The organism is Mesorhizobium sp. WSM4828 (assembly GCF_055811175.1).
Window position 1 is genome coordinate 500,844 of the sequence record NZ_JBVVQK010000001.1, and the last position, 22,441, is coordinate 523,284.

Here is a 22,441-nt window from a genome sequence, read left to right on the forward strand (position 1 = left end):
CGCGTCATCGGCGACGGGCCGGGACACCCACCAGAGAGGTAGCAACCATGTACAGTTCGATGAAAACCCTGATCGGCGCGGCAGCCTGCATGCTGCTGGCGCTGCCATCCGTCGGAGCCGAGCAGCGCTTCGTCACGGTCGGCACCGGCGGGGTCACCGGCGTCTACTACGCCGTCGGCGGCGCCATTTGCCGACTGATGAACAAGGACCGGCAGAAAACCGGCATCCGATGCTCGACGGAGTCGACCGGCGGTTCAGTCTTCAATGTCAACTCCATCCAGACCGGCGATCTCGATTTCGGCTTGACCCAATCGGACGTCCAGTACCAGGCCTATGAGGGGACCGGAAATTTCGACGGCAAGCCGTTCAAGGATCTGCGGGCCGTGTTCTCCGTCCATCCCGAGCCGTTTACCGTGCTGGCGCGGCCGGATGCCGGCGTCACCAAATTCGAAGATTTCAAAGGCAAACGCTTCAACGTCGGCAATCCCGGGTCAGGCACCCGCTCGTCCATGGAGGAGTTGCTCAAGCAGATGGGCTGGACGCTCGGCGATTTCTCGCTTGCCGCGGAGCTGAAGGCGGACGAGCAGGGCAGCGCGCTGTGCGACAACAAGATCGACGGGTTCTTCTACGGCGTCGGTCATCCTTCCGCCGCGATCCAGGATCCGACCACGGCCTGTGGCGCCAAACTCATCCCGCTGACCGGTCCGGCAGTGGATGCGCTGTTGGCAGCTCATCCGTACTATTCGGTCGCCACCATCAAGGGCGGCATGTACGCCAATAATCCGGACGACGTGACGACATTCGGCGTCCGCGCGACAGTGGTGACGAATGCCAGCACGCCCGATGAGGTGGTCTACGAACTGGTGAAGTCGGTCTTCGAAAATTTCGACGACTTCAAGAAACTGCATCCGGCTTTCGCCAATCTCGATCCCAAGGAGATGATCAAGACCGGTCTGTCGGCGCCAATGCATCCGGGCGCGGAGCGCTATTACAAGGAGAAGGGTTGGCTCTGAGGCCTTCAATGCGAGGCGTCAAGGGCGCCTCGCATCGCAAATAATTGTGGGGAACGATGACAGATCAAAGCCAGCGGGCGGCAGCGCCTGACCAACCCGTTATCGACATCGACAAGCTCAGCGAGATCGTCGCCGAGGCCGACACCGGTGGGCGCAAGCCGACCGGCCGCACTGCGAAACTGATCCTCGGCGTATCGCTGGCATGGTCGCTGTTCCAGCTCTGGTATGCCTCGCCCCTTCCGTTCATGCTCAATTTCGGCGTCGTCAGCGACGGCATCGCCCGCTCCATCCATCTGGCCTTCGCCCTGTTTCTGGCGATGCTGACGTTTCCGGCCTTCAAGACCTCGTCGCGCAGCCGCGTGCCGCTGCCCGACTGGGTGCTAGGCATCGCCGGGGCGGCGTCCGCCCTCTATCTGTTGGTCTTTTACAGCGATATCGCCCATCGGCCGGGTCTTCCTACTACGGCTGACCTTGTCGTCTCGATCGCCGGCGTCCTCATCCTGCTCGAGGCCGCGCGTCGCGCCGTCGGGCCTGCCATCACCGTCATCGCGGCGATCATGCTGATCTATATCTTCGCCGGGCCTCACCTACCTGGCCTGCTCGGCCACAAGGGCGCGACGCTGTCGCGCGCAGCCTCGCAGATGTGGCTGACGTCAGAGGGGGTCTTCGGTGTTGCCCTCGGTGTGTCCACCAACGTCGTCTTCATGTTCGTTCTGTTCGGAACATTGCTGGAGCGCGCCGGCGCCGGCGGCTTTTTCATCCAGCTTGCCTTCTCGCTGCTTGGCAAATACCGCGGCGGTCCGGCCAAGGCCGGTGTCGTGGCTTCCGGCCTGACCGGCATGATTTCCGGGTCGTCGATCGCCAATGTCGTGACCACCGGAACCTTCACCATCCCGTTGATGCGCCGGGTCGGATATTCTGCGGTGAAGGCGGGCGCCATCGAATGCGCGGCCGGCGTCAATGGTCAGCTGATGCCTCCGGTGATGGGCGCGGCCGCGTTCCTGATCGCGGAATATGTCGGCATCTCCTATGCCGAGGTGGTGAAGCACGCCTTCTACCCAGCGCTGCTGACCTACGGCTCGTTGTTCTATATCGTCGATATCGAGGCGATGAAAACGGGGATGAAGGGCCTGCCGTCACGCAGCACGCACTCCGCATTTCAGGGTGCGCTGCGCGGGCTGATGGGCATATGCGGCTTCATCGTCCTCGCAGGGCTTGTCTATTACGGCATTGGCTGGACGAAGATCGTTTTCGGCGCGGCCGCGACCTGGATGATCACTGCCGCGCTGATCGCCGTTTACATCGGCCTTGTCGCCTACCGGGCGCGCTATCCCGACCTGCCGCTGGAGGATCTGGAGGGCGAGATCGTCAGGATTCCGCACTTCGGCGAGACGGCGCGCACCGGCCTGCATTTTCTGCTGCCGGTGATCCTGCTGATCTGGTGCCTGATGGTGGAGGAGTTGTCGCCCGGCCTGTCGGCATTCTGGGGCGCTGTCGCCCTGATGGCGCTGATCGTGACACAGCGGCCGCTCACCGCCTTTTTCCGCAAGGACCGCGCGCTGGCACGGCATTGGCTTCACGGTTTCGACGATCTGGTCGGTGGCCTGTCCGCCGCCGCACGCAACATGACGACGGTCGGCATTGCCACTGCGACGGCCGGCATCATCGTCGGCACGGTTCTGCTCACCGGCATCGGGCTGGTGATGACCGAGCTGGTCGAATTCATCTCGGGCGGCAGCTTCATCGTCATGCTTTTGTTCACCGCTGTGATCTGCATCATTCTCGGCATGGGCATGCCGACCACTGCAAGCTATGTCGTCGTAGCCACCTTGATGGCGCCGGTCATTGTCGATTTGGCGGCGCAGAACGATCTTGCCGTGCCGCTGGTCGCCGTCCACATGTTCGTTTTCTATTTCGGGCTGATGGCGGACGTGACGCCGCCAGTGGGGCTGGCGGCTTATGCTGCTGCGGCAATTTCCGGCGCCGATCCGGTGAAGACCGGCATTCAGGGTTTCAAATACGAGATCCGTACCGGCCTCTTGCCGTTCATCTTCATCTTCAACACCGGACTGCTGATGATCGATCTCGAAGGTCCGTTCGACTTCGTCGCGATGGTGGCGACATCGACGCTGGCCATGGTCTCGTTTGTAGCAGCGACGCAGAATTGGATGCTCGTGCGCAACCGCTGGTACGAGACGATTGCGTTGCTACTGGCCTGTTTCATCTTGTTCAGGCCGGGATTGTTGCTCGATCAGGTGAGCGAACCCTATCGGGCAGTGCCGGCCTCCGAACTCAGCCGCATCGTCGACGAGACGGCCGAGGGAGGCGCGGTTCGCTTGCGCCTGACGACACTGAACCTCAACGGCGATGAGATATCGAAGCTGGTGCGGCTACAGCTCGGGCCCGGAAATTCATCGGCCGAACGCCTGAGGGCCGCGGGCCTGGACGTCAGTGCGCTTGGCGACAGCGTGACGATCGGCGTCGTGCGACTGGGCAGCCAGGCGGCCAAATTCGGCCTGCAGCCCGGCGACGAAATCAACCAGGTGCTAGTCCCTGCGGAACGGCCGTCACGCTATTGGTTCGCGGTTCCAGCGCTGCTGTTGCTCGGTCTCATCTTCTGGGTTCAGAAGCGGCGAAGGCGGACAGTGGGTCTATAAGTGTCTTATGAGCGGAAGAGTCTTGGCCAACATGTCGGTAACAAGAGAACCAAACGGCGCCGCGGAACCGGCTAACGCGGAAATGCGCATGACGACGCGCGACCGCCCCTTCGAACCCGTCGACTACGGGCTCTACGCGCTGACGGTCATTGCCTGGAGCGCATCGTGGTTCGCGATCGAACTTCAGGTCGGCAGCGGCGTGTCGAACGAGGTCAATCTGGTCTGGCGCTTCGCCATCGCCACGCTGCTGATGTTTGCCTGGGCGGGTTTTTCCGGTCGGCGGCTCCGCTTTCCGATTCCCGATCATTTGCGCTTTGCTGTGCTCGGCATCCTCATCTTCTCGTCGAACTTCCTGTTTTTCTATTACGGCGCCGGCTATCTCGTCAGCGGCTTGCTCTCGGTCGTCTTCTCGCTCGCCTCGGTCATCAACATGCTGCTCGGTGCCTTGGTCATCGGCGAGCGCCCGGCGCCGCGCGTTCTCGCCGGCGGCATCATCGGCTTCGCCGGAATAGCGCTGATGTTCTTTCCCGAAATCGCCGCGAACGGGCTTTCCGGCGGCACGTTGGTGGGCCTTCTTCTGTGCCTCTGCGGCACGTTGAGCTTCTGTGCCGGCAATCTTGTCTCCGTCGCAAACCAGCGCCGCGGCCTGCCGCTCGTTTCAACCAGCGCCTGGGGCATGCTTTATGGCACTCTGTGGTCGGCGTTCCTGGCCTTCCTGCTCGGTGAGCCGTTCGTGTTCGCGACGACCGCCTCTTATATCGGCTCGCTGGTCTTCCTCGCCGTCATATCGACCGTCATGGCTTTCGCCGCCTACCTGGCGCTGCTCGGACGCATCGGCGGCGCCCGCGCCGGCTATGCGACCGTCATATTTCCCGTCTTTGCGCTTTTGATCTCCACGGCGCTGGAAGGCTATGCCTGGACCGCTTACGCGATCATCGGGCTCGTCCTCGTCGCCGCCGGAAACGTCCTGGTCATTCGCGGCGGACGGCGCTGACGCATGTTTCGCAATGCGCCGCCTTCCGCGGCGCGCCCCGGTGAGTGGTCCGAGACATAGGTGTACTGGATGGATGGGGCAGGCGCCTCTTCTGCCTTTTTATCCAGCTTGACTCTCTTGGTCGTCCGTTTAGGCTGCGGTCAATGGGTCAGACCAATGTACCAGGGGATGGCCCGGGAGGAAGCAAACGCCCATGCCGATCCAGGCCGTTGAACCACGCCGGCTTTACCGACAGGTCGCCGATCAGCTCAGGCAGCTGATCGATGCCGGCGAGTTTTCCGTCGGCGACCGTCTGCCGACCGAGCGGGATCTGGCCGACCAGCTCGGAATTTCCCGCCCGACGGTCCGTGAAGCGCTGATAGCGCTGGAGGTCGAAGGCCGCATACGCATCCGCGTCGGTTCGGGTATCTACGTCACCGATCCGCCGAGCGCCGCCGCCTCCGAACCCGAAGTCGAGGAAGGCCCGTTCGAGCTGTTGCGCGCGCGCGAATTCGTCGAAGGCGCGATCGCCGCCGAAGCGGCCCTTCACGTGCGGCCTGCAGATATCGAACGGCTCGACGACGTGCTGCGCCGGATGGAGGCCATGCGTCACCCCAACAAGATGACCATTGCGCTCGACCGGGAATTCCATACCGCTGTCGCCGGCATTCTCGAGAATGCGGTGCTGGTGCGCTTCATCGGCGAGCTTTTCGACCAGCGCATGAATCCGTACTTCGAACGCCTGTCGATCTATTTCGAGACCAGCGATTCCTGGCAGGTCGCGGCAAAGGAACATCGTGCCGTGCGCGATGCAATTGCCGCGCGCGACCCCGAGCGGGCCAAGGCCGCCATGCAGCAGCACCTGCGCCAATCGCAAATCAGATTCTCACGCAATTTCGATGAGAGAGCCGCAGCCAGGGAGGTTGCGGAATAGCAGTTGGCCGGGGGGAGATCCGGCCGTCAAGTTCAACCAGGGAGGAATTAGATGCTGAGAAAATACGCAGTTCTGCTCGGTGCGATCGCCGCAATTGCCATACCCATGGCGTCGGCCTCGGCGGAAACGGTCCTGAAATGGGCACATGTCTACGAGACGACGGAGCCCTTCCACACCGAGTCCGTGTGGGCTGCCGACGAGATCAAGAAGCGCACCCAGGGCCGCTATGCCATCGACGTCTATCCGGCCTCGCAGCTTGGCAAGGAAGCAGACATCAACCAGGGCCTGATGCTCGGCACCGTCGACATCATCATTTCCGGATCGAGCTTCGCGGCGCGCGAATATCCGCCGATCGGCGTCACCTATTTCCCATACACTTTCCGCGATGCCGACCATCTGCTGAAATACACCAAAAGCGACGTCTACAAGGCCCTGACCAAGGGCTATGAGGACAAGACCGGCAATCATATCGCCGCCACCACCTATTACGGGACGCGGCAGACCACCTCGAACCGGCCGATCGCCAAGTGCTCCGACATGCAGGGCTTGAAGATGCGCGTTCCCGACGTGCCGGCCTATCTGGCCATGCCGCGTGCCTGCGGCGCCAACACCGCGCCGATTGCCTTCGCCGAGGTCTATCTGGCCCTGCAGAACGGCACGGTCGAGGCCCAGGAGAACCCGCTGACCACCATCGAGGCGAAGAAATTCTACGAGGTGCAGAAGAACATCGTGCTCACTGGCCATATCGTCGATCATCTCAACACCATCATATCGGCGTCGCGCTGGGCCTCGCTGTCCGACGAGGACAAGAAGATCTTTACCGAGGTGATGCAGGAGGCTGCCGCCCGCGCCACGGCGAAGATCGTCGCCCGCGAAAAGGAACTGGTGCAGGTATTCAAGGACCGCGGCATCACCGTAACCGATGTCGACCGTGCCGATTTCGAGAAGAATGTGCTGGAAAAGGTCACCTTCGAGGAGTTCGGCTACAACAAGGCCGATTGGGAAGCGATCCGCGCCATCAAGTAGAGCATCGGAAACCGGATGCTCAATCAAGAGGATAGGGCGGCGATCGGATTCGCCGCTTTAACCTGCCCATCCGTCCGGCTTCAAATTGCGCCGGACGGCCTTTCCAATCCTTGACGATCCACTAGCTTTGGGAGTCCGCGCCAATGGCCGAGGAACACCACACCGAGATCACCGTCGAAGAGATCGCGCACGCATTCGAGGAGGTGCCGGTACACGTCGACCTGTCGGACCACGGTATCGAGGACTGGGTCACGCTTGCCGTGTTCTGGGGCATGGTCGTCTGTGTCTTCCTGCAGTTCTTCACCCGCTATGCGCTGAACAACAGCTTTGCCTGGACCGAGGAGATCGCCATCAACGCGCTCGTCGTCGTTGTCTTTCTTGGCGCCGCCATGTGCGTGCGCCTGTCGCGCCATATCCACGTCGACGTGCTTTACCACTATCTGCCGGAGCGTGTCGGCCGCTGGCTGGCGCTCGCCGTCGATATTATCCGCATCGCATTCTTCGCCTACGGAACATGGCTGATGTGGCGCTATGTCATGATCGTGGCGCATGAGCGCATGGTCACCGTCAACCTGCCGCGGCGCTGGTTCTTCTACGCCGTACTGGCCGGCTTCGTGCTGATGCTTCTGCGCTCGATCCAGGTCTTCATCGGCAATTACCGGCGCGGCTATTCGGTGCTCGAGCGTCCCGGTGCGTTCGAGACGGCGGGGGTCTGAGCGATGCTGCTTCTGGTAGGGGGCTTTCTTGTCCTGATGCTCATCGGCGTGCCGGTCGCTGTTTCGATGGCGGCCGCCTCGATCCTTTACCTCGTCATCTACGGCGTGGCGCCCGATATCATCGCAGCCCAGCGCATGATCGCCGGTGTGGAAAGCTTTCCGCTGCTCGCCGTGCCCTTCTTCATCCTGGCCGGCAACCTCATGAACATCGCCGGCGTCACCGGGCGCATCTATTCCTTCGCCCTCGCCCTGGTCGGCTGGATGAAGGGCGGCCTGGCGCAGGTCAACATCATCGGATCGGTGATCTTTTCCGGGATGTCGGGCACCGCGCTCGCCGACGCTGCCGGCATTGGCACCATCGAGATCAAGGCGATGAAGGACCACGGCTATCCGATCGACGCCGCGGTCGGCGTCACCGCCGCTTCCGCCACGCTCGGGCCGATCTTTCCGCCCTCGCTGCCCTTCGTCATCTACGGCATGATGGCCAATGTCTCGATCGGCGCGCTGTTCATGGCCGGCATCCTGCCCGGCGTGGTCATGACCGTGCTGATGATGATTACGGTCGCCATCTTTGCCTACAGTCGCGGCTGGGGCTCCGACACACCTTTCGAGCTTCGGCGGCTCGCCGAAGCAGCGGGCGAGGTGCTGGTGGTGGCTGCCTTTCCGATTGGCTGTTACGTGCTTGTGCAACTTGGCCTGTCGATCAACATCGCGGTCGGCATCGCGCTGCTGGTGCTGATCGCAGCTGACTGGTATTTCGATTTCTCTGCGGTCATGGCGCTGATGACGCCGGTCATCCTGATCGGCGGCATGACAATGGGCTGGTTCACGCCAACCGAAGCGGCGATGGCGGCTGTGATCTGGTCGCTTTTCCTCGGGCTGGTGCGCTACCGCACGATGACGCTGCGTTTGCTTGCCAAGGCCAGCTTCGACACGATCGAGACGACCGCCTCGGTGCTCTTCATCGTTACCGCCGCATCGATCTTCGCCTGGCTGCTCACCGTCAGCCAGGCGGCACAGCTGTTTTCGAACTTCATTTTCGCGCTCACCGAAAACAAGTGGGTCTTCCTGATCCTGGTCAACATCCTGATGCTGGTGGTCGGCTGCTTCCTCGATACGATCGCCGCGATCACGATTCTGGTGCCGATCCTGCTGCCGGTCGCCGCCGTCTACGGCATCAACCCGGTGCATTTCGGGCTGATCATGACGCTCAACCTGATGATCGGCCTTTTGCACCCGCCGCTCGGCATGGTGCTGTTCGTGCTGTCACGCGTCGCCAAGCTTTCTGTCGAGCGCACCACCATGGCGATCCTGCCGTGGCTGGTGCCGCTTATCGTGGCGCTGCTTCTGATCACCTTCATACCCGCCATCACGCTCTGGCTGCCGACAGAGATGGGTTTGATCCGGTGAGTGGCCAGGTGATTGCCGCGACGCTGTTCGGCGCGCAGGACCTGCGCGTCGTGGAGCGTCCGCTCGAACCGCTGGCACCAGGCATGGTGCGGGTGCGCTTCGGGGCAGGGGGCATCTGCGGCTCCGACCTGCATTATTTCCGCCATGCCCGTACCGGCGACTTCGTGGTGACCTCGCCGCTTGTCCTCGGCCACGAAATCTCAGGCGAAATCGTCGAGATCAACGGCGCGGCACCCGGCCTGGGCGTCGGCGACCATATCGCGGTCAATCCGTCGCGCTGGTGCGGGCATTGCGCGCGATGCCTGGAGGGGCGCGCCAATCTCTGCGAAAACATCTACTTCATGGGCTCGGCATCGAAGACACCGCACATGAAGGGCGGCTTCGCCAGTCTGTTCGACGCCACGCCCGCGCAATGCTTCAAGGTTCCATCTGATGTGGCCTACCAGGCGGCGGCACTTGCCGAACCCCTGGCGGTCAGCCTGCACGCCGTCGCGCGGGCCGGCGACATCAGGGGCCGCAACGTCATCCTGTTCGGTGCCGGCCCCATCGGTCTCTTGACCATGCTCGCGGCCAGGCTTGCCGGCTGCGCTGAACTGACCGTCGTCGATATCGCCGCCGCTCCGCTTGCCTTCGCCCGCAGGTTGGGCGCCGACAGGACGATCGACATTTCCGGCGGCGACGCCGAGCTCCGGGCGCTCGCGGCGGGTGGTTCGCTTGATGTGGCGTTCGAGATTTCAGGCAGCGCGGCCGGCCTTGCGGCTGCGATCGCCAGCGTCCGGCGCGGTGGCACTGTGGTCCAGGTCGGCAACCTTCCCGGTGGCCAGATCCCACTGCCTGCCAATGCGGTGATGGCCAAGGAGATCGACCTCAGAGGCACCTTCCGCTTCGGCACAGAGTTCGGCCAGGCAGTTGATCTCATCGTGTCGGGTGAGGTCAACGTCCTGAAGCTGGTGACAGCGGAGCGGACGCTTTCTTCGGCCCCCGATGCGTTCCGTCTTGCCGCCGACCGTTCACAAAGCGTCAAGGTCGTGCTGACCGCGGACTAATCGAGAATTTGCAGGCCTGTTTTGAAAAAGGCCACGGCGTCGGCTGGGGAGGTACATGCAGATGTGAAACGCCCGGTGCTGGCTTCCTGAGAACAGCATCAGACAGAATCTGCGCGTGTCGTCTCACAACCCGATGCCGCGCTTCTTTCCCAAGCTCCAATCCACGCCTCCTGTATCCGGACACACGACTCCGGAAACCTGATTGCCAAAGCGCTGTTCGAGCGATGGCGACCAGGGCACGAGCCTGAAGTCCAGCCCATTGTCGATCATAGCGAACCGGCCGGAAGCCAGCGAGAAGCGCTGCCGGTAAATCCCAGCCACATGATCGCCGTTGGCAGCGTTTCTGAATGACAGGCCGGTCTCGGCGGCGAGGCGGGCACCGAGCGATTCCACCTCATGATCGTGTAGCGTATCGATCAGATTGGGCGCTAGAACAACGCGCTGTCCCTCGCGCCTGGCCAGATCGCGCCTGACAAGCTCGTCGACCCGATCTTCCAGTGCCTGTCTTACCTCCCCGCCAAAGCCGCCGTCGCGGAGTTCGGCTGGCTTGCGCGCAACAAGTTGCCGATCGAGCCAGGTCGCGCCGGAAGCATGGACCTGCTGTTCGATCGAAAGATCAGAGCGGACCTCGAGACTGACCCTGCCAGAGCCAGTTGCACCAGAATCGCGGCACAACTCCACAACCGATCCTGGGTCCGAGTCCCCGGCCGCGTCAGGGTCATAGAAGCGAATGTGGTGCGGGCGACCGTCGATGCCGTCGACGATGGCGTAGGCCGAGCCGCGCAGTTCGTCGAGGCCGCGTTCGAGCAGTCGCCCGATCACCGGCGCATCAATCTTTTCGGCCGCGAGCACATAGCCGGTTGTCCCTCTTTCTAGCCCCCGCGCGGTGAGGCTGCGGTGCACGCGCTTGATGATGTCGCCGCGTTCGCCGAGGGCGCGCAAAGTCAGCTCGGCTTCTTCGGCCATTATCCATTGGCCCCGATGAATCTCATAAGCGAGGCCTAGGCGTTCCAGCTGCCGGAGCCGGCCGACCTTGAGCCCCAGGAATTCGTCGGGCTGGCCATCAGGATGTGGTGCCACTTCAATGACGCCATGACGGTTGATGTCGCGAACAAGCTGGCGATCGAGCTGCGTCCAGCGCTCAGTGTCGACCTGCCGCTCGATGGCCTGGCGGACGTCGAGGTCGGTACGGAGCCCCAGCGTCTGGGTGAGAATGTCGCTCGCCCGATCGCGCATGCCCTGGCGGATATAGTCGCGAGAGATGACAAGATTCTCGCCATCGTCGGCAATGCCGCGAACGAGGATGTGAACGTGGGGATGTTCTGTGTTCCAGTGATCGACGGCAATCCAGTCGAGCCTCGTGCCGAGGTCACGTTCCATGTCTACCATTAGTTCACGAGCGAAGTTCTTGAGGTCACCGAGTTCCATTGCATCGTCGGGCGAAACGATGAGACGGAAGTGATGCCGATCGTCCTTGCAGCGGTCGGAGAAGGCGTCATCATCTGCCTCTTCGGTGTCGGGGCCGAACATCCTCGCCTTCTCGCCATCACGTGTAACACCTTCGCGCCGAAGGTACTTGAGATAGGTGGCGAGTGGTGGAGACCCCCTGAACTGCCGCACCACACGGGTCTTGACGACGGCGCCTCGTGAGCGCTCAGAGACGAGGTGACTGGCGCGGATGGCCGCCGACCTGCCGCGGCCAAACGTTGAAGCTCGTGGGGAGGTGATCCGGCCCTTGCTTGTAAGGTGACCGCCAGCGCGCTGCGTGGCCGCAAGCGCCTGGAAGATGAAGGGTCGCGCGCGCTGGCCGGCGCGGGAGCGGATGCGACCAGGGCGGACGCGAAAGCTATCGTCACGTTTCATGCCAGGCGGCCACGAGGTGCGGTTTCCGATGGAAAGACCGAAAAAAGGGAATAGCGCACATCGCCGTTTGTGCCAGCACATCGCGAATCGAGTTGAAACTCACAAGGAAAACAAACGGCCGATCGAGCCGCACCTCGCGGCCCTTTATCCTGCCAATCTCTGCCCCCTTATCTGCGGCCAGCCCTTCCAGCGCAAATTCGGCGACGGAACAGGCCGGAATGCAATCCAGGAGGAATCTGCCGATCATCGCAAGGCCGGTGAAGCGCGCTGGGCGAATAGCCCTCGAACAGCGGGGTTCGGCCAGAAACGGCTCTCACCTGGCCATGGCTCGATCGCGGTCAGGTCAGCAACAGAATTGCCCGTTAGCGACTGCATTGTGGACGAATGAATCGCCGCAAAGGTGGTCTCTGCATAGCCATTGCCATTCAATGCAGCGGCGTTCCGAATGTAATGGGTATGCGCAAAAAGCGCGGTACTGCGTGAGGTGCCTCTGTCTCTTCCTTGCTGTGCACACCCCGGACTGGGAACTGAGTCATTGATAAGCGGCGCGAGTTTCCTGACGTAGTCGACCGTCTCGCGTGGCAGCGGACGGCCGGTGGACAAATGTTCCTTGTACCGTCCAGGGCCGGCATTGTAAGCGGCAAGAAAGCCGCGGCGCCCGAAGGTGTCGAGCATTTCGCGAAGATACGCAGCGCCTGCAAGGATGTTGTCACGCGGCTGATAGGGATCGTGGCCGAGTCGGTGCTTGATGCGCAGTTCTTCCCAGGTCGCCGGCATTATCTGCATCAGCCCCATTGCGCCCTTTCTTGAACGCGCTCGAACATCGCCGACGCTCTCGACATGCATGACGCCGGTAAGCAAACGCTCCGGAATGGCGAACCGTTTAGCCGCTTGCCGGATATGCCGCGACCACTGGCCAGCCGACAAGATCGTGCTCTCGGAGTGAGCCGACCGTTCACCATGAGAGCATGCGTTTGCAACAGCTTCCGGAGTCGCGAAGGCGAGCACGATGCATGTGGCAATCCTTGTCACACCGCTGTGGACGGCATCCCGCCGACCCCGGAACCGATGAGCTGCCAGCCCGCTACGGTGTTCACTTCCGTTAAGCGCGACGCCTCGCTGGCCCGACCAGCTTTGCCAAAACGCTGATGAAATCGGCCTCTGGAGTGACAAGCAAGTGTCCGGCCGCCTCTGATGGTCGTCGCGCGCTGCTGCCGGACTGGCGATCCTCTCCAAGGCTTTGGCCGGCGTCCGATCGGTCAAAGGCGTTGACGAGCAAGATTCATCGAAGGGCTCAAACAGCATCTGTTCAGCCTCGCCCCTCGCGCTTCGGTGACCGGCTCCAGTGCAGGCTCCAGACGCGGTTCTCGGCGTCGGACCGGAATAGCTTCGCGCGGATAGGCTGCGTAAAGGACGGGTCGTCAATTGAGATGGAGATATAGTCCCCAGCCTTGTCTCCGGTGCGGTCCCACGCCGCGCCGACCGCCATTCCCTCGCAATAGACGAGGTGGTCGGGCGCGTTTTCGGTTTTGGATTTCTCAGCAGGCAGAATGGCAATCTTCGCCTCGATCGTCAGCGTTGAGAGATTGCCGAAGAAGCCGTCATCATTGCGTGTGAAGGTGCCGATCTGGGGCATAGCAGTGCTCCTTTCATGAGGGTTTAGTGAGCGTTGAGCCGAGACGTAACGGTTCGCCGGGAAAAGCCGTTGGTGACATCCAGCGCCGGAGTGGCGCGTTCCGCGGTCCAGACGGGAACCGCGCGAGCAACAATCAATGAGAGCGGGAGCGGACCGAAATAGCGGCTGTCAAAACTTCCAGTAGCGTCCGGGTTCATGAGGAAGACCTCGCCGTCGGCGATCTCACGGCAGCCCCGCCAACTGGGCAGGGGTCGACCGCGGCTGTCACGCTCGCGTGCATGCCCATAGGTCCTGCCGTTGACGATGATCGCTGTACCTTCGCGGCAGACTGTCGCGCCCCCGAGTGCCAAAACCTGCTTCAGGAGCGGCACGTTTTTCGGCAGATATCCGCGTCTTGCCATGAAGGCCGCCAATGGCTCTGGCGGCACGATGACGGCGATGCTGGCAACACGGATTTTGTCGGCCGGCAGGGTGCGATAGAGCCCGATGGGGACGCTCGCGGACGCGTTCCAGATAGCCAGCGGCGGATGACTAATCCACGGCGGCGCCGCGGCGAGCACCGAGCCGCCAACCATCGCGGCGATGATCTTCATGCGCTTGCTCATGACTCGATCCTGGGGCGCAACAGGGAAACGTTACGACGCTTGTGTCTGTGGAGACTCGGGCGCTCGCATGCGGCCATCCAGCTGTGGACGCGTTGGCCAGGCCACATCAAGGCCGGCGTTTGGTGCCGTTTCGTCGCGATCAGGCGCGGCGGCAATCTCCTGGCATGGGCGTGGATGGTTTGCGGCGCGGCCCAGACCGGGATGTCAGCGTTCCAAATCGTCATGCCATGCACATTCGCCGCCTCAACGCAGAACGATTCCCTGTCCGCATGAGAGTGGATCGCTGTCAGGCAGCGAGATTTCACCAACAAGACGAGCAGCCACGCCACATGATCCTGAGTACCGCGTGGAGCGAAGCCAGATGGGTAAGCGTGAGGCAGCGCAAGCTGCTGCTGAATAGTCTCGGGATACTGCATTTCATTGTGCCAGAGATCAGGAGCAGCGGTCGCGCGTGCCGACATAAGCCGGCGCGCGGGCTGCATGTGGTTTTGCCGGCGGAACATTGGTCGCGTTCGCATCACTGGTGGAGGTGCGTACGCCGAGCTCTATCCAGGCATGCAAGTCGTCGATGTCGTAGAGGACGCGTCCACCGATCTTTCGGTATTTCGGCCCAGTGCCATAGGTCCGGTGCTTTTCGAGTGTACGGGCGCACAGTCCGACAATGGGTGCTGCCTCCTTTGTGCGCAGGTATTTTCGGGGCGCGTCCGCGGGACCCTTCGACATTGCTCGATCTCCATTCGGTTGTGCTGTCATCCTGGCCTGCCGGGACGCGCAAAGCGGATCATGCTCGAAATGGGGGAAAGGCAGGGAGGGCAAAGATCGGGGGGCGTGTTGTTGCTACCCCGATGAGAGACTTCGGCGGCCGGACTTCCCGCTGCGACTGTGGGGGTAGAAGAGAAGATCGCGATAGCCGCCAGCGACTAAAAAAGCTGCACGACGCAAGATAGCCCGGACCTTGTGCCGGAGGTGATGATCACGCCAGTCCCGCGGTACAATCGGCTCTCGCGACAACAGCACCTCCGCGATCTGACGATAGGTTGCACCCATGTGGCGGCCATCATGCGCGCGCAAATTGAGGATGTGCCTGATCCTGGTCTGTTGCGGTAACGAGCCGTAGGATGGACCGGCAGCTCGGCCGTTCAGCGCCCGCCAGAGCCGGCGCGCCGCATCGAGCCGCGTCTCAAATGCAGCGTCGAGCGGCAGAAAGATAGCATCGAATTCGCCGGAGCCGTCTTCGCAGACCAGATGGCTGTTCCCGGTTGGAGCAGACCAAAGAATGTGGAGCCCTTCTTGCTGCTCCCAAACGCTGGCTCCGATAAGTCTGGAAGGCCGAATTCCCTGATGAGAGGGGCTGAAAGAGGCAGACATCCGCGCGGTCCGCAGCACGCGCGGCGAGGCCTGTTCTGTCCAGATGATATTCTCAGCCTGCGGAAATCCGGCACCGGCAGTCTTGAAATCGCGCACCCCAACGGGCAGCGAAGTCGCGCTGATCGACAGGATCTCCGGAGCTTGAGAGCTGCGATGCGATCTGACTGCACTCGGCGATGAATTTGTCGTTCCGGATCAGATACTCGGCGGCGAACTCCTCAGCTTGGTAGCTGCTCATGTGAACGTAGGCCGCCGGTTCGGTCCAATCGTCCTGCACGGTTCCTGTCCTCTCCGCATCACTGCATCTGAGGCCCCGGCATCAACATTCAGGGCGAGGAGAAATATGAATAGTTGGAGAGTCGGCAAATCATTGCGCTGATTCAGCAAAGCGTGACTGGGCGCTCAATGGGGAGCGCCGCCTGCGAGAAGGTACCGGTAGCCGCTGGTCGTCATCCATCGCGCGCGTGCAAGATGGGTTTCCCAAGACCGGAAGGCCCGCTCCGGCTCCTGTTCTGGGTCAATGTGCAGGACGATCCTGGCCACCTCTCGCCAGTCGGCATCTTCCGCCGCCGCATCAAGCAGGCGAATGTAGGTAAGTAGCCGCTCCTCATCATAGCCGGTCAGGATCGGGGCGTCCGGCGCAATGTCGGCGACGTCAGGATCGAGCAGTGGCTTGAGCAAGTGATTTCCAATCGTCGAAGTCAATTTGTCGAGAATACTCCGTGGTTGGATACTCGACAAGGCATTGCACTCGCGGACATGGAAATACGCGAGGTATTTGCGCGCAATCTGAGGCGATACCGAAAGGCGGCGGGGCTTTCGCAAGAAGAACTTGCCCACCGTGCGGACGTTGATCGCACCTACGTCAGTGCATTGGAACGCAGCGTCTATGGCGCAACGATAGACGTGGCCGACAGGTTGGCAAACGTCCTTGGCATCGAGGCCGCAGATCTGCTCAGACGTCCCGCACCGAGTCTTCAAAGATGATACGAACGATTCTCGGGCGATTTTTGATGGCTGCGGTGAACCGCAACTGCAGTCCACTGCAGCGTTCACAAGCAAAAACCAGCTCCCGCCCGGTCGCGGGCGGGAGCTCGCGGCTGTCAATCGCCGTTACGGCGGCCGTTGGGCCGGGACCAGATGAGGCTTTGGCTTTCTGCGTCGTCATCGTCGAAGAGGTTAGCGTAGATTGGAGCGGTGAAGCTTGGATCGTCCAACTTCAGGCCGAGATATTCGCGGCCCTCGCTGGAGCGCTTGGCCCATGCGGCGCCGATCTCGACCTGCCCTACGAAGACGCGATGGCTGGGTGCGGTGTCGCCGGAGCGGTTTGCCTCGGGCACGATGCGGACGTTTTTGGCCTGAAGCGAGAGAGTGATGATTTCGCCTGTGAACTCGTTGTTGCCGGTCTTTTTGAAGGTTCCGATGGTCGCCATGAGCTTTCTCCTTGAACTCTGTTTCGAGCCCGCACCAGTGCGGCCTCGATGGCGATCTGAGGGCCGGAGGCGATCGACGCCGCATCGCTTGCGACCGCAGCGTCAGCGGAGGATGACAGCCAAGCGACTTTGTTGTTTCGCGAGGAATGACGGCGAAGCCGGCAGGGGGAGAAAGTCGATCGGCGCCATTGCGGCTTAGGCGATTGAGGCGAAGCCGACCTTCGGCCAGATCAGGCCATTGAAGAGGCCGTCTGGAGCGGCAGACCAGATAGAGACATCAACGGCAACCGCGAGCTGGTGCTAGCACCGCGCCTAAGACACGCACGCCATGGATCAGCTCAAGGCTGACGTGCATCACCGGAAATTCGCCATGTTTGGAACGGGACGGCACGTCGTGGCCGACCCGAACTGTGTCTCGCGCGAACCCGCGTCACCGATATCGAAGACGATGCACTGGCTGGTCAGAAACAGCATCCGATCCGCCCCGGTCCTTCGGTGAGTTCGCCCCGATCCAGGTCCCGTCCGGTTGAACGGACGTAACTATCTCGCCGGTGATGCCGGCTGCGAAGCAGCTGAAAAACGTGGAAGGTAAGCGTGATAGCGTCGCGCACCTTCGCATCCACGTCAATTTGACTATCGCAACAAACGGCGTCGGCGGAGTGGAAAAATCCGGCATCCCGGACCCATCCAATCCAGCGAACTGGAAGAAGCCCCGCGGCCCGACCGTGGCCGTATCGTGCAACGGACAAAGGGAAGAGAGCGGCGCTATGCGCCGCCTCCTTTGGGGCGGAAGTCGAGGACTGGTATGCCGAGCTTCTTTGCCTTGTCGGCAAGATTGTCCTGAATTCCAGTCCCGGGAAAGACGATGACGCCGATCGGCAGCACGTCCAGCATTGCGTCATTGCGCCTGAACGGGGCGGCTTTCCCATGCTTTGTCCAATCGGGGGCAAAGCCGATTTGGGGCACCTTGCGATGGTCGGCCCAGCAGGAGGCGACCTTTTCGCCACCTTTCGGCGATTTCCCGTGCATCAAGACCATATCGGGATGCCTGGCGTGGACCTGGTCGAGCTTGGCCCAGATCAACTGGTGATCGTTGAAGTCGAGACCGGCAGTGAAGGCGATCTTCGGGCCTGGTGGCAGAAGGACTTCCTGAGAGGCGCGTTTCTTGGCGCTGAGAAAATCGCGGCTGTCGATCACCGCAGAGGTCAGGTTGCGGTGGTTGACCATTGATCCGCTGCGCGGTCGCCAGCTCGATCCGGTGTGGCGCTCATAGTGCTCGGCGGCCTGATCGCGCATCAGTTCGAAGGCGTTCTGGCGTTCGATGAGAGTCTGTCCTTCGGCCGTCAGGCGTTCCAGCTCGACCGATTTCACTTCGCTGGCGTCCTGCTCACGCTGGCTGCGGCGCTGCGCCTGCTCGTTATGGTCAAGTTCACGCTCGATCCGATCTGCGGCGCGGTGAAAGACATTGACGGTCGACCAAAGGAGGTCGTCGAGGTCGGGCTCGAGGCGGGTATCTTGCAGGGTGGCGACGAACGCGTCGAAGATGTCTGCAATCGCGCCGGCGACGCGGTGGCCCTCCGGAAGCGGCCGGCGATCCGGCTCATCCGCGAAGGGCCGGTAGCCATAGAGCTGGAGTTCGGTAACGGCGTAGTCGATCGGTGAGGACGAATGCTCCGGTTCGTAGTCGTCATGCTCGCTCATTTGGATGCTCCGTCGGTTAGACCGCGACCCTCGCGGCCTTCATGGCGACGAAAGCCGGCGGGCGGGACGGTCCTGCACCTGCAGCGAAGCGGAGGGCCGGAGCATCAGCGGAGGAGGGCGCAGGCCGGCTATTTTGCTTCGCGATGGAAAGCGCTCCCTTGGGAGCGCGCCGGAAAATAGTCGGCCGAAGACATTGCGGGGCCGGGTCGTTTGCCGGCCGATCGCCCTCTTGAAGGCCGGAGGCGCGGTTTCTCTCCGATCTCAGGAGCACTTAGCAATGCCACGATGGCGGGGAGCGACCGGTTCCGGGCTACGCCGCCACTGGCACAAATCGGGCGATGTCCTGCGGGGCGAGTTGGACCTGGGCGCGGGCTCTAAGATCAGCGACGCCGAACCTACAGAGGTCTTCGTTGAAATCGCCAAATGCCGGCGAGAGCACGATCGCCTCGATCCCGGCAGCATCTGCTCTTTCGATCAAGACATCACGCGCGCCGTCACCGGCTGGATCGGGGTCATGGACGATGTAGAGCCGTCTGAGGGTGACGGGGAACAGGATGGCAGCAAGATGCGCGGCCGAGAGCGCTGCGGCCATGGGCATGTCGGGCAAGACACACCGAAGCGACAGGACCGTCTCGATGCCCTCGCCGGCCGCCATGACTTCGTTGGGCGGACCAAAGCGAACCGCATGCCCGAGAAGGTCGCCCATAGCGCGCCTCGGGGTATCTACTGGTGCCTTGCCCCGGCCGGAAGGGTCAATCCAGGTGCGATGTGCGCCGGTCAAACGACCGCAGAGATCGGTGACGGAAGCGATCATCGCCGGCCAGGTCTCAGTTGGCGAGTGTTGGTCGGACCGATAATAGCAGCGGGGGTGGAAACGCAGGCTTTCGGTCCCGTGCAAAGCAGTAATACTGCGGTTGCGCAGATACGTCTCTGCGACCGTGCCGCCAATCGGCCGCGACACCGCAAACAGCCGGCGCGCTTTCTCCGACATTTCCGCCGGCGCCGCCAGCAACTTCGACCGGATTGATGTCTGCTCTGGCTCGGGATGCGGTAAGCCGAGAAACGCTATTGCCTCATGGGCAACGTCCCTGAAGTCGCTCAAGCCGCGGCTCTCGCGGATGATATCGAGAAGATCGCCATGCTCCCCGGTCGCCGCGTCAGTCCACTTGCCGGCTGCGCCCTTTCCGCTCTGCGAGCCGACGAGCCGCACGAACATCGAGCGGCCCGGCGTATTTCGGACATCGCCAACAAACCAGTAGCGGCCCTCGCGATGTCCGTTCGAAAGATAGTGGCGACAAACCGCTTCGGCCTGCCGACCCAGGAGGTGGGCCAGTTCGGACGCGTCGTGTCGGGGCATCATGCATCCTCCCGCGTGTCGATGCCCTGCACGGGATAGCGCTCCAGCAGCTTGCCCAGAATTGCGGGTCCGAGCGCCTGCGGCTCAGTGGGACTGGCCGACCCTGCGCGAATGTGGACGGTAAGGCGCTCGATGCAACCACTGGTGGTCTTGCGCACGATGAGGTGCGAGCGGGTCGTCACTTCAGCTACGAGGTCAGGTAGGTCCTCGAACCAGATGTCAGCCTTGACGCGGACCTGGGACATGAAGAGCACCACCTTCTTGAAGGCAATGTCTCGCGAGGACAGAAGGGTAATTTTCTGAAGGGTAGTCGCCATCGGAATGTACTCCGAGACGGGCAGCCGAGAGCCTCTCTCTCGACCTTCAAACCCGTCATGGAGATTCCGGCACTCCTCGTCCTCTTGTACTTGGCAGCCAACCGAGGTTGTCGCGGGGTAGCAACTCAGTGACGGCGTTCCTGTTTACAAACGCGGCTGCAACATACAAACGTGCAGCAGTAGCGATTAAGGACCACAGCGCCGCGATGAACGACGAGCGCGGCTGGTCGCCCCATTGGAAGCATCTGCGTTCTTCATCACGCCTTCGGCGCTGTGGCTTGCGACATCGAGGGTATGCGGCTGAGTTCGAGAGCGAACAGTGCGCTTTTGCGACGGGAAATCGATTTGGACTTGGTTGGTCATCACGGGCGGCCTGCCGCTAATCGTCGCCAGCAATGACCTTGCCAGCCAAGAAGCGAAGGAGATACTCCGCTGCCCTGCTCGCTTGAAGGCGGCGCGGGGCGCGCGGGCATTGCGACGCAATAGGCCCTGCCGGCAGTATCGATACTGAAACGATGGTCGAATCCCTTTAGGAGTGTGTCTGGCCGGACTGGAAGCAGAGGCCAGCCATAGACTTGTTGGCGCAACCACTCCGATTGACAGGTCGAAGGCGCCTCTTCGCCGCAGCACCTCCGGCGGGCGGTTTTCGCAGCCGGTTTTTTGGAGAAGAGTTCTCCGGCAGGATCATGTCCAGAACGGCGAGACAGGACGGAGTGCTCAACGAGGTCGGCGAACAGCTCGGACCTAAGAACTGCTGAGGGCTTCTTATTGAAAATCCCCGACCAATTCGACGAGACCACGCCACTGCGCGTCGAAATCGCTGCGCGAATTGCCTTTCCCGACGGCTCGATGAGCGCAGCAGGCCTACGCAAGGAACGTGACGCCGGTCGACTTGAAACGGAGCTAATCGCCGGAAAGGAATATGTGAGCCTGATGGCAATCGCGAGGATGAGGGAACTATGCCGCGGACGTCGAAAGGGCCACGCCTGGTATGGCGTGACGAAAGCTGGAAAAAAGATGGGACGCGCCGAAACAAAGCTGGATGGTTTATCCGCGATGGAACCAGCTTCATCAGCGCTGGCGGCGGCGAAAAAGGCCGTCCAGGAACTGAAGCTGAAAAGGCGCTCGCCGCCTACATCGGAAGCAAATACCACCGAGCGCGGGGAGCCGAGGACGTCTTAGTTGCCGATGTGGTCAACCTCTACCTTAAAGAGGTTGCACCGAAGCACGCGACACCAGAAGAGACGGCGGCTCGGCTGGACAAGGTCCTTGATTTCTTCGGGGAAAAAACTCTCGCCGCCATCAATGGCAAACTCTGCCGCGAGTACATTGCGTCGCGCCCCTCCGAAGCCGCGGCGCGCCGCCAACTCGAGGATCTTCGTGCCGCCATCAACTACTACCGCAAGGAGGGTTATACAACCGCCGCACCGGTCATCACCCTGCCAGACAAGGCCGCCGCCCGCGAACGCTGGTTGACCCGCAGTGAGGCGGCCGCACTGATCTGGGCCGCTTGGCGTATGAAGCAGACATGGAAGGGCCAAGAGAGTGGCCGGCGCACTGGGCGACATCTCGCGCGCTTCATCCTCGTCGCGCTCTATTCAGGAACGCGCTCGGCTGCAATCTGCGGTGCCGCCATGCGTCCAACCAAAGGGCGCGGTCATGTGGACCTTGACCGCGGTATCTTCTATCGCGCTGCCACCGGCGCTAGGAAGACCAAGAAGCGGCAACCCCCCGTACGCTTGCCGCAGCGGCTGCTAGCGCACCTCCGGCGCTGGGCGCGCACTGATCTCCACATCGAGACCAAATCGCGCGGCAAAAGTGCCAACATCGGTCGCAAGATATCGCAGGATTTTGTCGTGGAATGGAATGGAAAGCCGGTGCTGTCGATAGACAAGAGCTTCAAGACCGCGCGCGAAATCGCCGGCCTGGGGCCCGACGTCACTCCGCACGTGTTGCGCCACACCGCGGCGACTTGGTTGATGCAGGCCGGCACCGATATGTGGCAGGCTGCCGGCTTTCTTGGCATTACGGTGGATGTCCTGATCGAAACTTACGGTCATCATCATCCTAATTTCTTGGCAGACGCCGCCGAGAAGATCACGAAGAAGCCGGTTTTCTCCAAGTCGCCGCAAACCGTTCCGAGTATAACTCAAATCACAAGACACGAACGCAGTGTGCTCATCCCACAGGTTTCCCACAGAAACGGCGAAAGGAAACGCGACCAGTCGTGAGCGAACGTGGCGAAGGAGCCCAGGAACAATAACGACTTGCTGGTAAATCCACATCGTTCGGGACGATGGGATCGCACGTTCACAACTGCCATCCGCACCCGCTAAAGGTCTACTCCGGCCCCAGGGGGCGTGCTCCTAGCCGTGCCGTGGATCGG

23 protein-coding genes are annotated in these 22,441 nt (G+C 61.9%); 10 read left to right on the plus strand and 13 right to left on the minus strand.

Going from position 1 to position 22,441, the window contains the following annotated elements; translation table 11 throughout:
• Nucleotides 1-59: 59 nt before the first annotated feature.
• From AC0L2X_RS02510 to AC0L2X_RS02545, 8 genes are all read left to right on the plus strand, one after another.
• A complete protein-coding gene (locus tag AC0L2X_RS02510) occupies nucleotides 60-1,013 on the plus strand; it encodes a TAXI family TRAP transporter solute-binding subunit (RefSeq protein ID WP_023674270.1) in 954 nt (317 codons plus the stop codon).
• Between the two features lie 56 nt (nucleotides 1,014-1,069).
• Nucleotides 1,070-3,670 carry a TRAP transporter permease gene (locus AC0L2X_RS02515; protein ID WP_473553540.1) on the plus strand — a complete coding sequence of 867 codons (2,601 nt, stop codon included), beginning with the start codon at nucleotides 1,070-1,072 and terminating at the stop codon, nucleotides 3,668-3,670.
• Between the two features lie 88 nt (nucleotides 3,671-3,758).
• The gene (locus AC0L2X_RS02520; RefSeq protein ID WP_473553542.1) at nucleotides 3,759-4,664 is read left to right on the plus strand and encodes a DMT family transporter; all 906 of its coding nucleotides are present in this window, start codon (nucleotides 3,759-3,761) and stop codon (nucleotides 4,662-4,664) included.
• Between the two features lie 193 nt (nucleotides 4,665-4,857).
• Nucleotides 4,858-5,577 carry a FadR/GntR family transcriptional regulator gene (locus tag AC0L2X_RS02525; protein ID WP_473553544.1) on the plus strand — a complete coding sequence of 240 codons (720 nt, stop codon included), beginning with the start codon at nucleotides 4,858-4,860 and terminating at the stop codon, nucleotides 5,575-5,577.
• Nucleotides 5,578-5,628: 51 nt separating this feature from the next.
• Nucleotides 5,629-6,603 (plus strand): sialic acid TRAP transporter substrate-binding protein SiaP, encoded by a 975-nt coding sequence (locus AC0L2X_RS02530; protein WP_473553546.1) that lies wholly within the window; start codon nucleotides 5,629-5,631, stop codon nucleotides 6,601-6,603.
• Nucleotides 6,604-6,746: 143 nt separating this feature from the next.
• Nucleotides 6,747-7,319 carry a TRAP transporter small permease gene (locus tag AC0L2X_RS02535; protein WP_473553548.1) on the plus strand — a complete coding sequence of 191 codons (573 nt, stop codon included), beginning with the start codon at nucleotides 6,747-6,749 and terminating at the stop codon, nucleotides 7,317-7,319.
• A 3-nt stretch (nucleotides 7,320-7,322) separates the two neighbouring features.
• Complete coding sequence (locus tag AC0L2X_RS02540) at nucleotides 7,323-8,729, plus strand: TRAP transporter large permease (protein WP_352452150.1); 1,407 nt, start codon at nucleotides 7,323-7,325, stop codon at nucleotides 8,727-8,729.
• Complete coding sequence (locus tag AC0L2X_RS02545) at nucleotides 8,726-9,775, plus strand: L-idonate 5-dehydrogenase (protein WP_473553550.1); 1,050 nt, start codon at nucleotides 8,726-8,728, stop codon at nucleotides 9,773-9,775. The genes AC0L2X_RS02540 and AC0L2X_RS02545 overlap by 4 nt, the downstream gene beginning before the upstream one ends.
• A gap of 123 nt (nucleotides 9,776-9,898) precedes the next feature.
• On the opposite strand, the gene AC0L2X_RS02550 is transcribed toward AC0L2X_RS02545, so the two are convergent.
• The 9 genes from AC0L2X_RS02550 to AC0L2X_RS02590 all read right to left on the minus strand — a co-directional run bounded on the left by AC0L2X_RS02550 (nucleotide 9,899) and on the right by AC0L2X_RS02590 (nucleotide 15,928).
• Nucleotides 9,899-11,638: a relaxase/mobilization nuclease domain-containing protein gene (locus AC0L2X_RS02550; protein ID WP_473553552.1), complete on the minus strand. Its 1,740-nt coding sequence runs from the start codon at nucleotides 11,636-11,638 to the stop codon at nucleotides 9,899-9,901.
• Entirely contained in the window at nucleotides 11,628-11,885 is a 258-nt protein-coding gene (locus AC0L2X_RS02555) for a hypothetical protein (protein ID WP_473553554.1), read from the minus strand. The genes AC0L2X_RS02550 and AC0L2X_RS02555 overlap by 11 nt, the downstream gene beginning before the upstream one ends.
• Nucleotides 11,882-12,565, minus strand: a complete 684-nt coding sequence (locus tag AC0L2X_RS02560) for a lytic transglycosylase domain-containing protein (protein ID WP_473553556.1) — start codon at nucleotides 12,563-12,565, stop codon at nucleotides 11,882-11,884. The genes AC0L2X_RS02555 and AC0L2X_RS02560 overlap by 4 nt, the downstream gene beginning before the upstream one ends.
• A 382-nt stretch (nucleotides 12,566-12,947) precedes the next feature.
• The gene (locus AC0L2X_RS02565; protein WP_473553558.1) at nucleotides 12,948-13,274 is read right to left on the minus strand and encodes a DUF736 domain-containing protein; all 327 of its coding nucleotides are present in this window, start codon (nucleotides 13,272-13,274) and stop codon (nucleotides 12,948-12,950) included.
• A 23-nt stretch (nucleotides 13,275-13,297) separates the two neighbouring features.
• Nucleotides 13,298-13,879 carry a S26 family signal peptidase gene (locus AC0L2X_RS02570; RefSeq protein WP_473553560.1) on the minus strand — a complete coding sequence of 194 codons (582 nt, stop codon included), beginning with the start codon at nucleotides 13,877-13,879 and terminating at the stop codon, nucleotides 13,298-13,300.
• 432 nt (nucleotides 13,880-14,311) lie between these two features.
• Nucleotides 14,312-14,602, minus strand: a complete 291-nt coding sequence (locus tag AC0L2X_RS02575) for a helix-turn-helix transcriptional regulator (RefSeq protein ID WP_473553562.1) — start codon at nucleotides 14,600-14,602, stop codon at nucleotides 14,312-14,314.
• 114 nt (nucleotides 14,603-14,716) lie between these two features.
• Nucleotides 14,717-15,343, minus strand: coding sequence for a DUF2285 domain-containing protein (locus AC0L2X_RS02580; protein ID WP_473553563.1), 627 nt, complete (start codon nucleotides 15,341-15,343; stop codon nucleotides 14,717-14,719).
• Nucleotides 15,300-15,524, minus strand: coding sequence for a transcriptional regulator domain-containing protein (locus AC0L2X_RS02585; protein WP_473553565.1), 225 nt, complete (start codon nucleotides 15,522-15,524; stop codon nucleotides 15,300-15,302). Before AC0L2X_RS02585 ends, AC0L2X_RS02580 begins: the two co-directional genes overlap by 44 nt.
• Before the next feature lie 125 nt (nucleotides 15,525-15,649).
• Complete coding sequence (locus AC0L2X_RS02590; RefSeq protein WP_352716625.1) at nucleotides 15,650-15,928, minus strand: DNA -binding domain-containing protein; 279 nt, start codon at nucleotides 15,926-15,928, stop codon at nucleotides 15,650-15,652.
• A 78-nt stretch (nucleotides 15,929-16,006) separates the two neighbouring features.
• Between AC0L2X_RS02590 and AC0L2X_RS02595 the strand changes: the two genes are divergently transcribed.
• Nucleotides 16,007-16,234 (plus strand): helix-turn-helix domain-containing protein, encoded by a 228-nt coding sequence (locus AC0L2X_RS02595; RefSeq protein WP_473553567.1) that lies wholly within the window; start codon nucleotides 16,007-16,009, stop codon nucleotides 16,232-16,234.
• Nucleotides 16,235-16,350: 116 nt separating this feature from the next.
• On the opposite strand, the gene AC0L2X_RS02600 is transcribed toward AC0L2X_RS02595, so the two are convergent.
• The 4 genes from AC0L2X_RS02600 to AC0L2X_RS02615 all read right to left on the minus strand — a co-directional run bounded on the left by AC0L2X_RS02600 (nucleotide 16,351) and on the right by AC0L2X_RS02615 (nucleotide 20,055).
• Nucleotides 16,351-16,680, minus strand: a complete 330-nt coding sequence (locus tag AC0L2X_RS02600; RefSeq protein ID WP_473553569.1) for a DUF736 domain-containing protein — start codon at nucleotides 16,678-16,680, stop codon at nucleotides 16,351-16,353.
• A 765-nt stretch (nucleotides 16,681-17,445) separates the two neighbouring features.
• Nucleotides 17,446-18,381 (minus strand): SLOG family protein, encoded by a 936-nt coding sequence (locus tag AC0L2X_RS02605; RefSeq protein ID WP_473553571.1) that lies wholly within the window; start codon nucleotides 18,379-18,381, stop codon nucleotides 17,446-17,448.
• A gap of 310 nt (nucleotides 18,382-18,691) precedes the next feature.
• On the minus strand, nucleotides 18,692-19,738 hold the full coding sequence (locus tag AC0L2X_RS02610; protein WP_473553694.1) for a DUF7146 domain-containing protein: 1,047 nt from the start codon (nucleotides 19,736-19,738) through the stop codon (nucleotides 18,692-18,694).
• Nucleotides 19,738-20,055, minus strand: a complete 318-nt coding sequence (locus AC0L2X_RS02615) for a hypothetical protein (protein ID WP_473553573.1) — start codon at nucleotides 20,053-20,055, stop codon at nucleotides 19,738-19,740. Before AC0L2X_RS02615 ends, AC0L2X_RS02610 begins: the two co-directional genes overlap by 1 nt.
• Nucleotides 20,056-21,014: 959 nt before the next feature.
• On the opposite strand from AC0L2X_RS02615, the gene AC0L2X_RS02620 reads away from it, so the two are divergent.
• On the plus strand, nucleotides 21,015-22,286 hold the full coding sequence (locus AC0L2X_RS02620; RefSeq protein WP_473599244.1) for a tyrosine-type recombinase/integrase: 1,272 nt from the start codon (nucleotides 21,015-21,017) through the stop codon (nucleotides 22,284-22,286).
• Nucleotides 22,287-22,441: the final 155 nt, after the last annotated feature.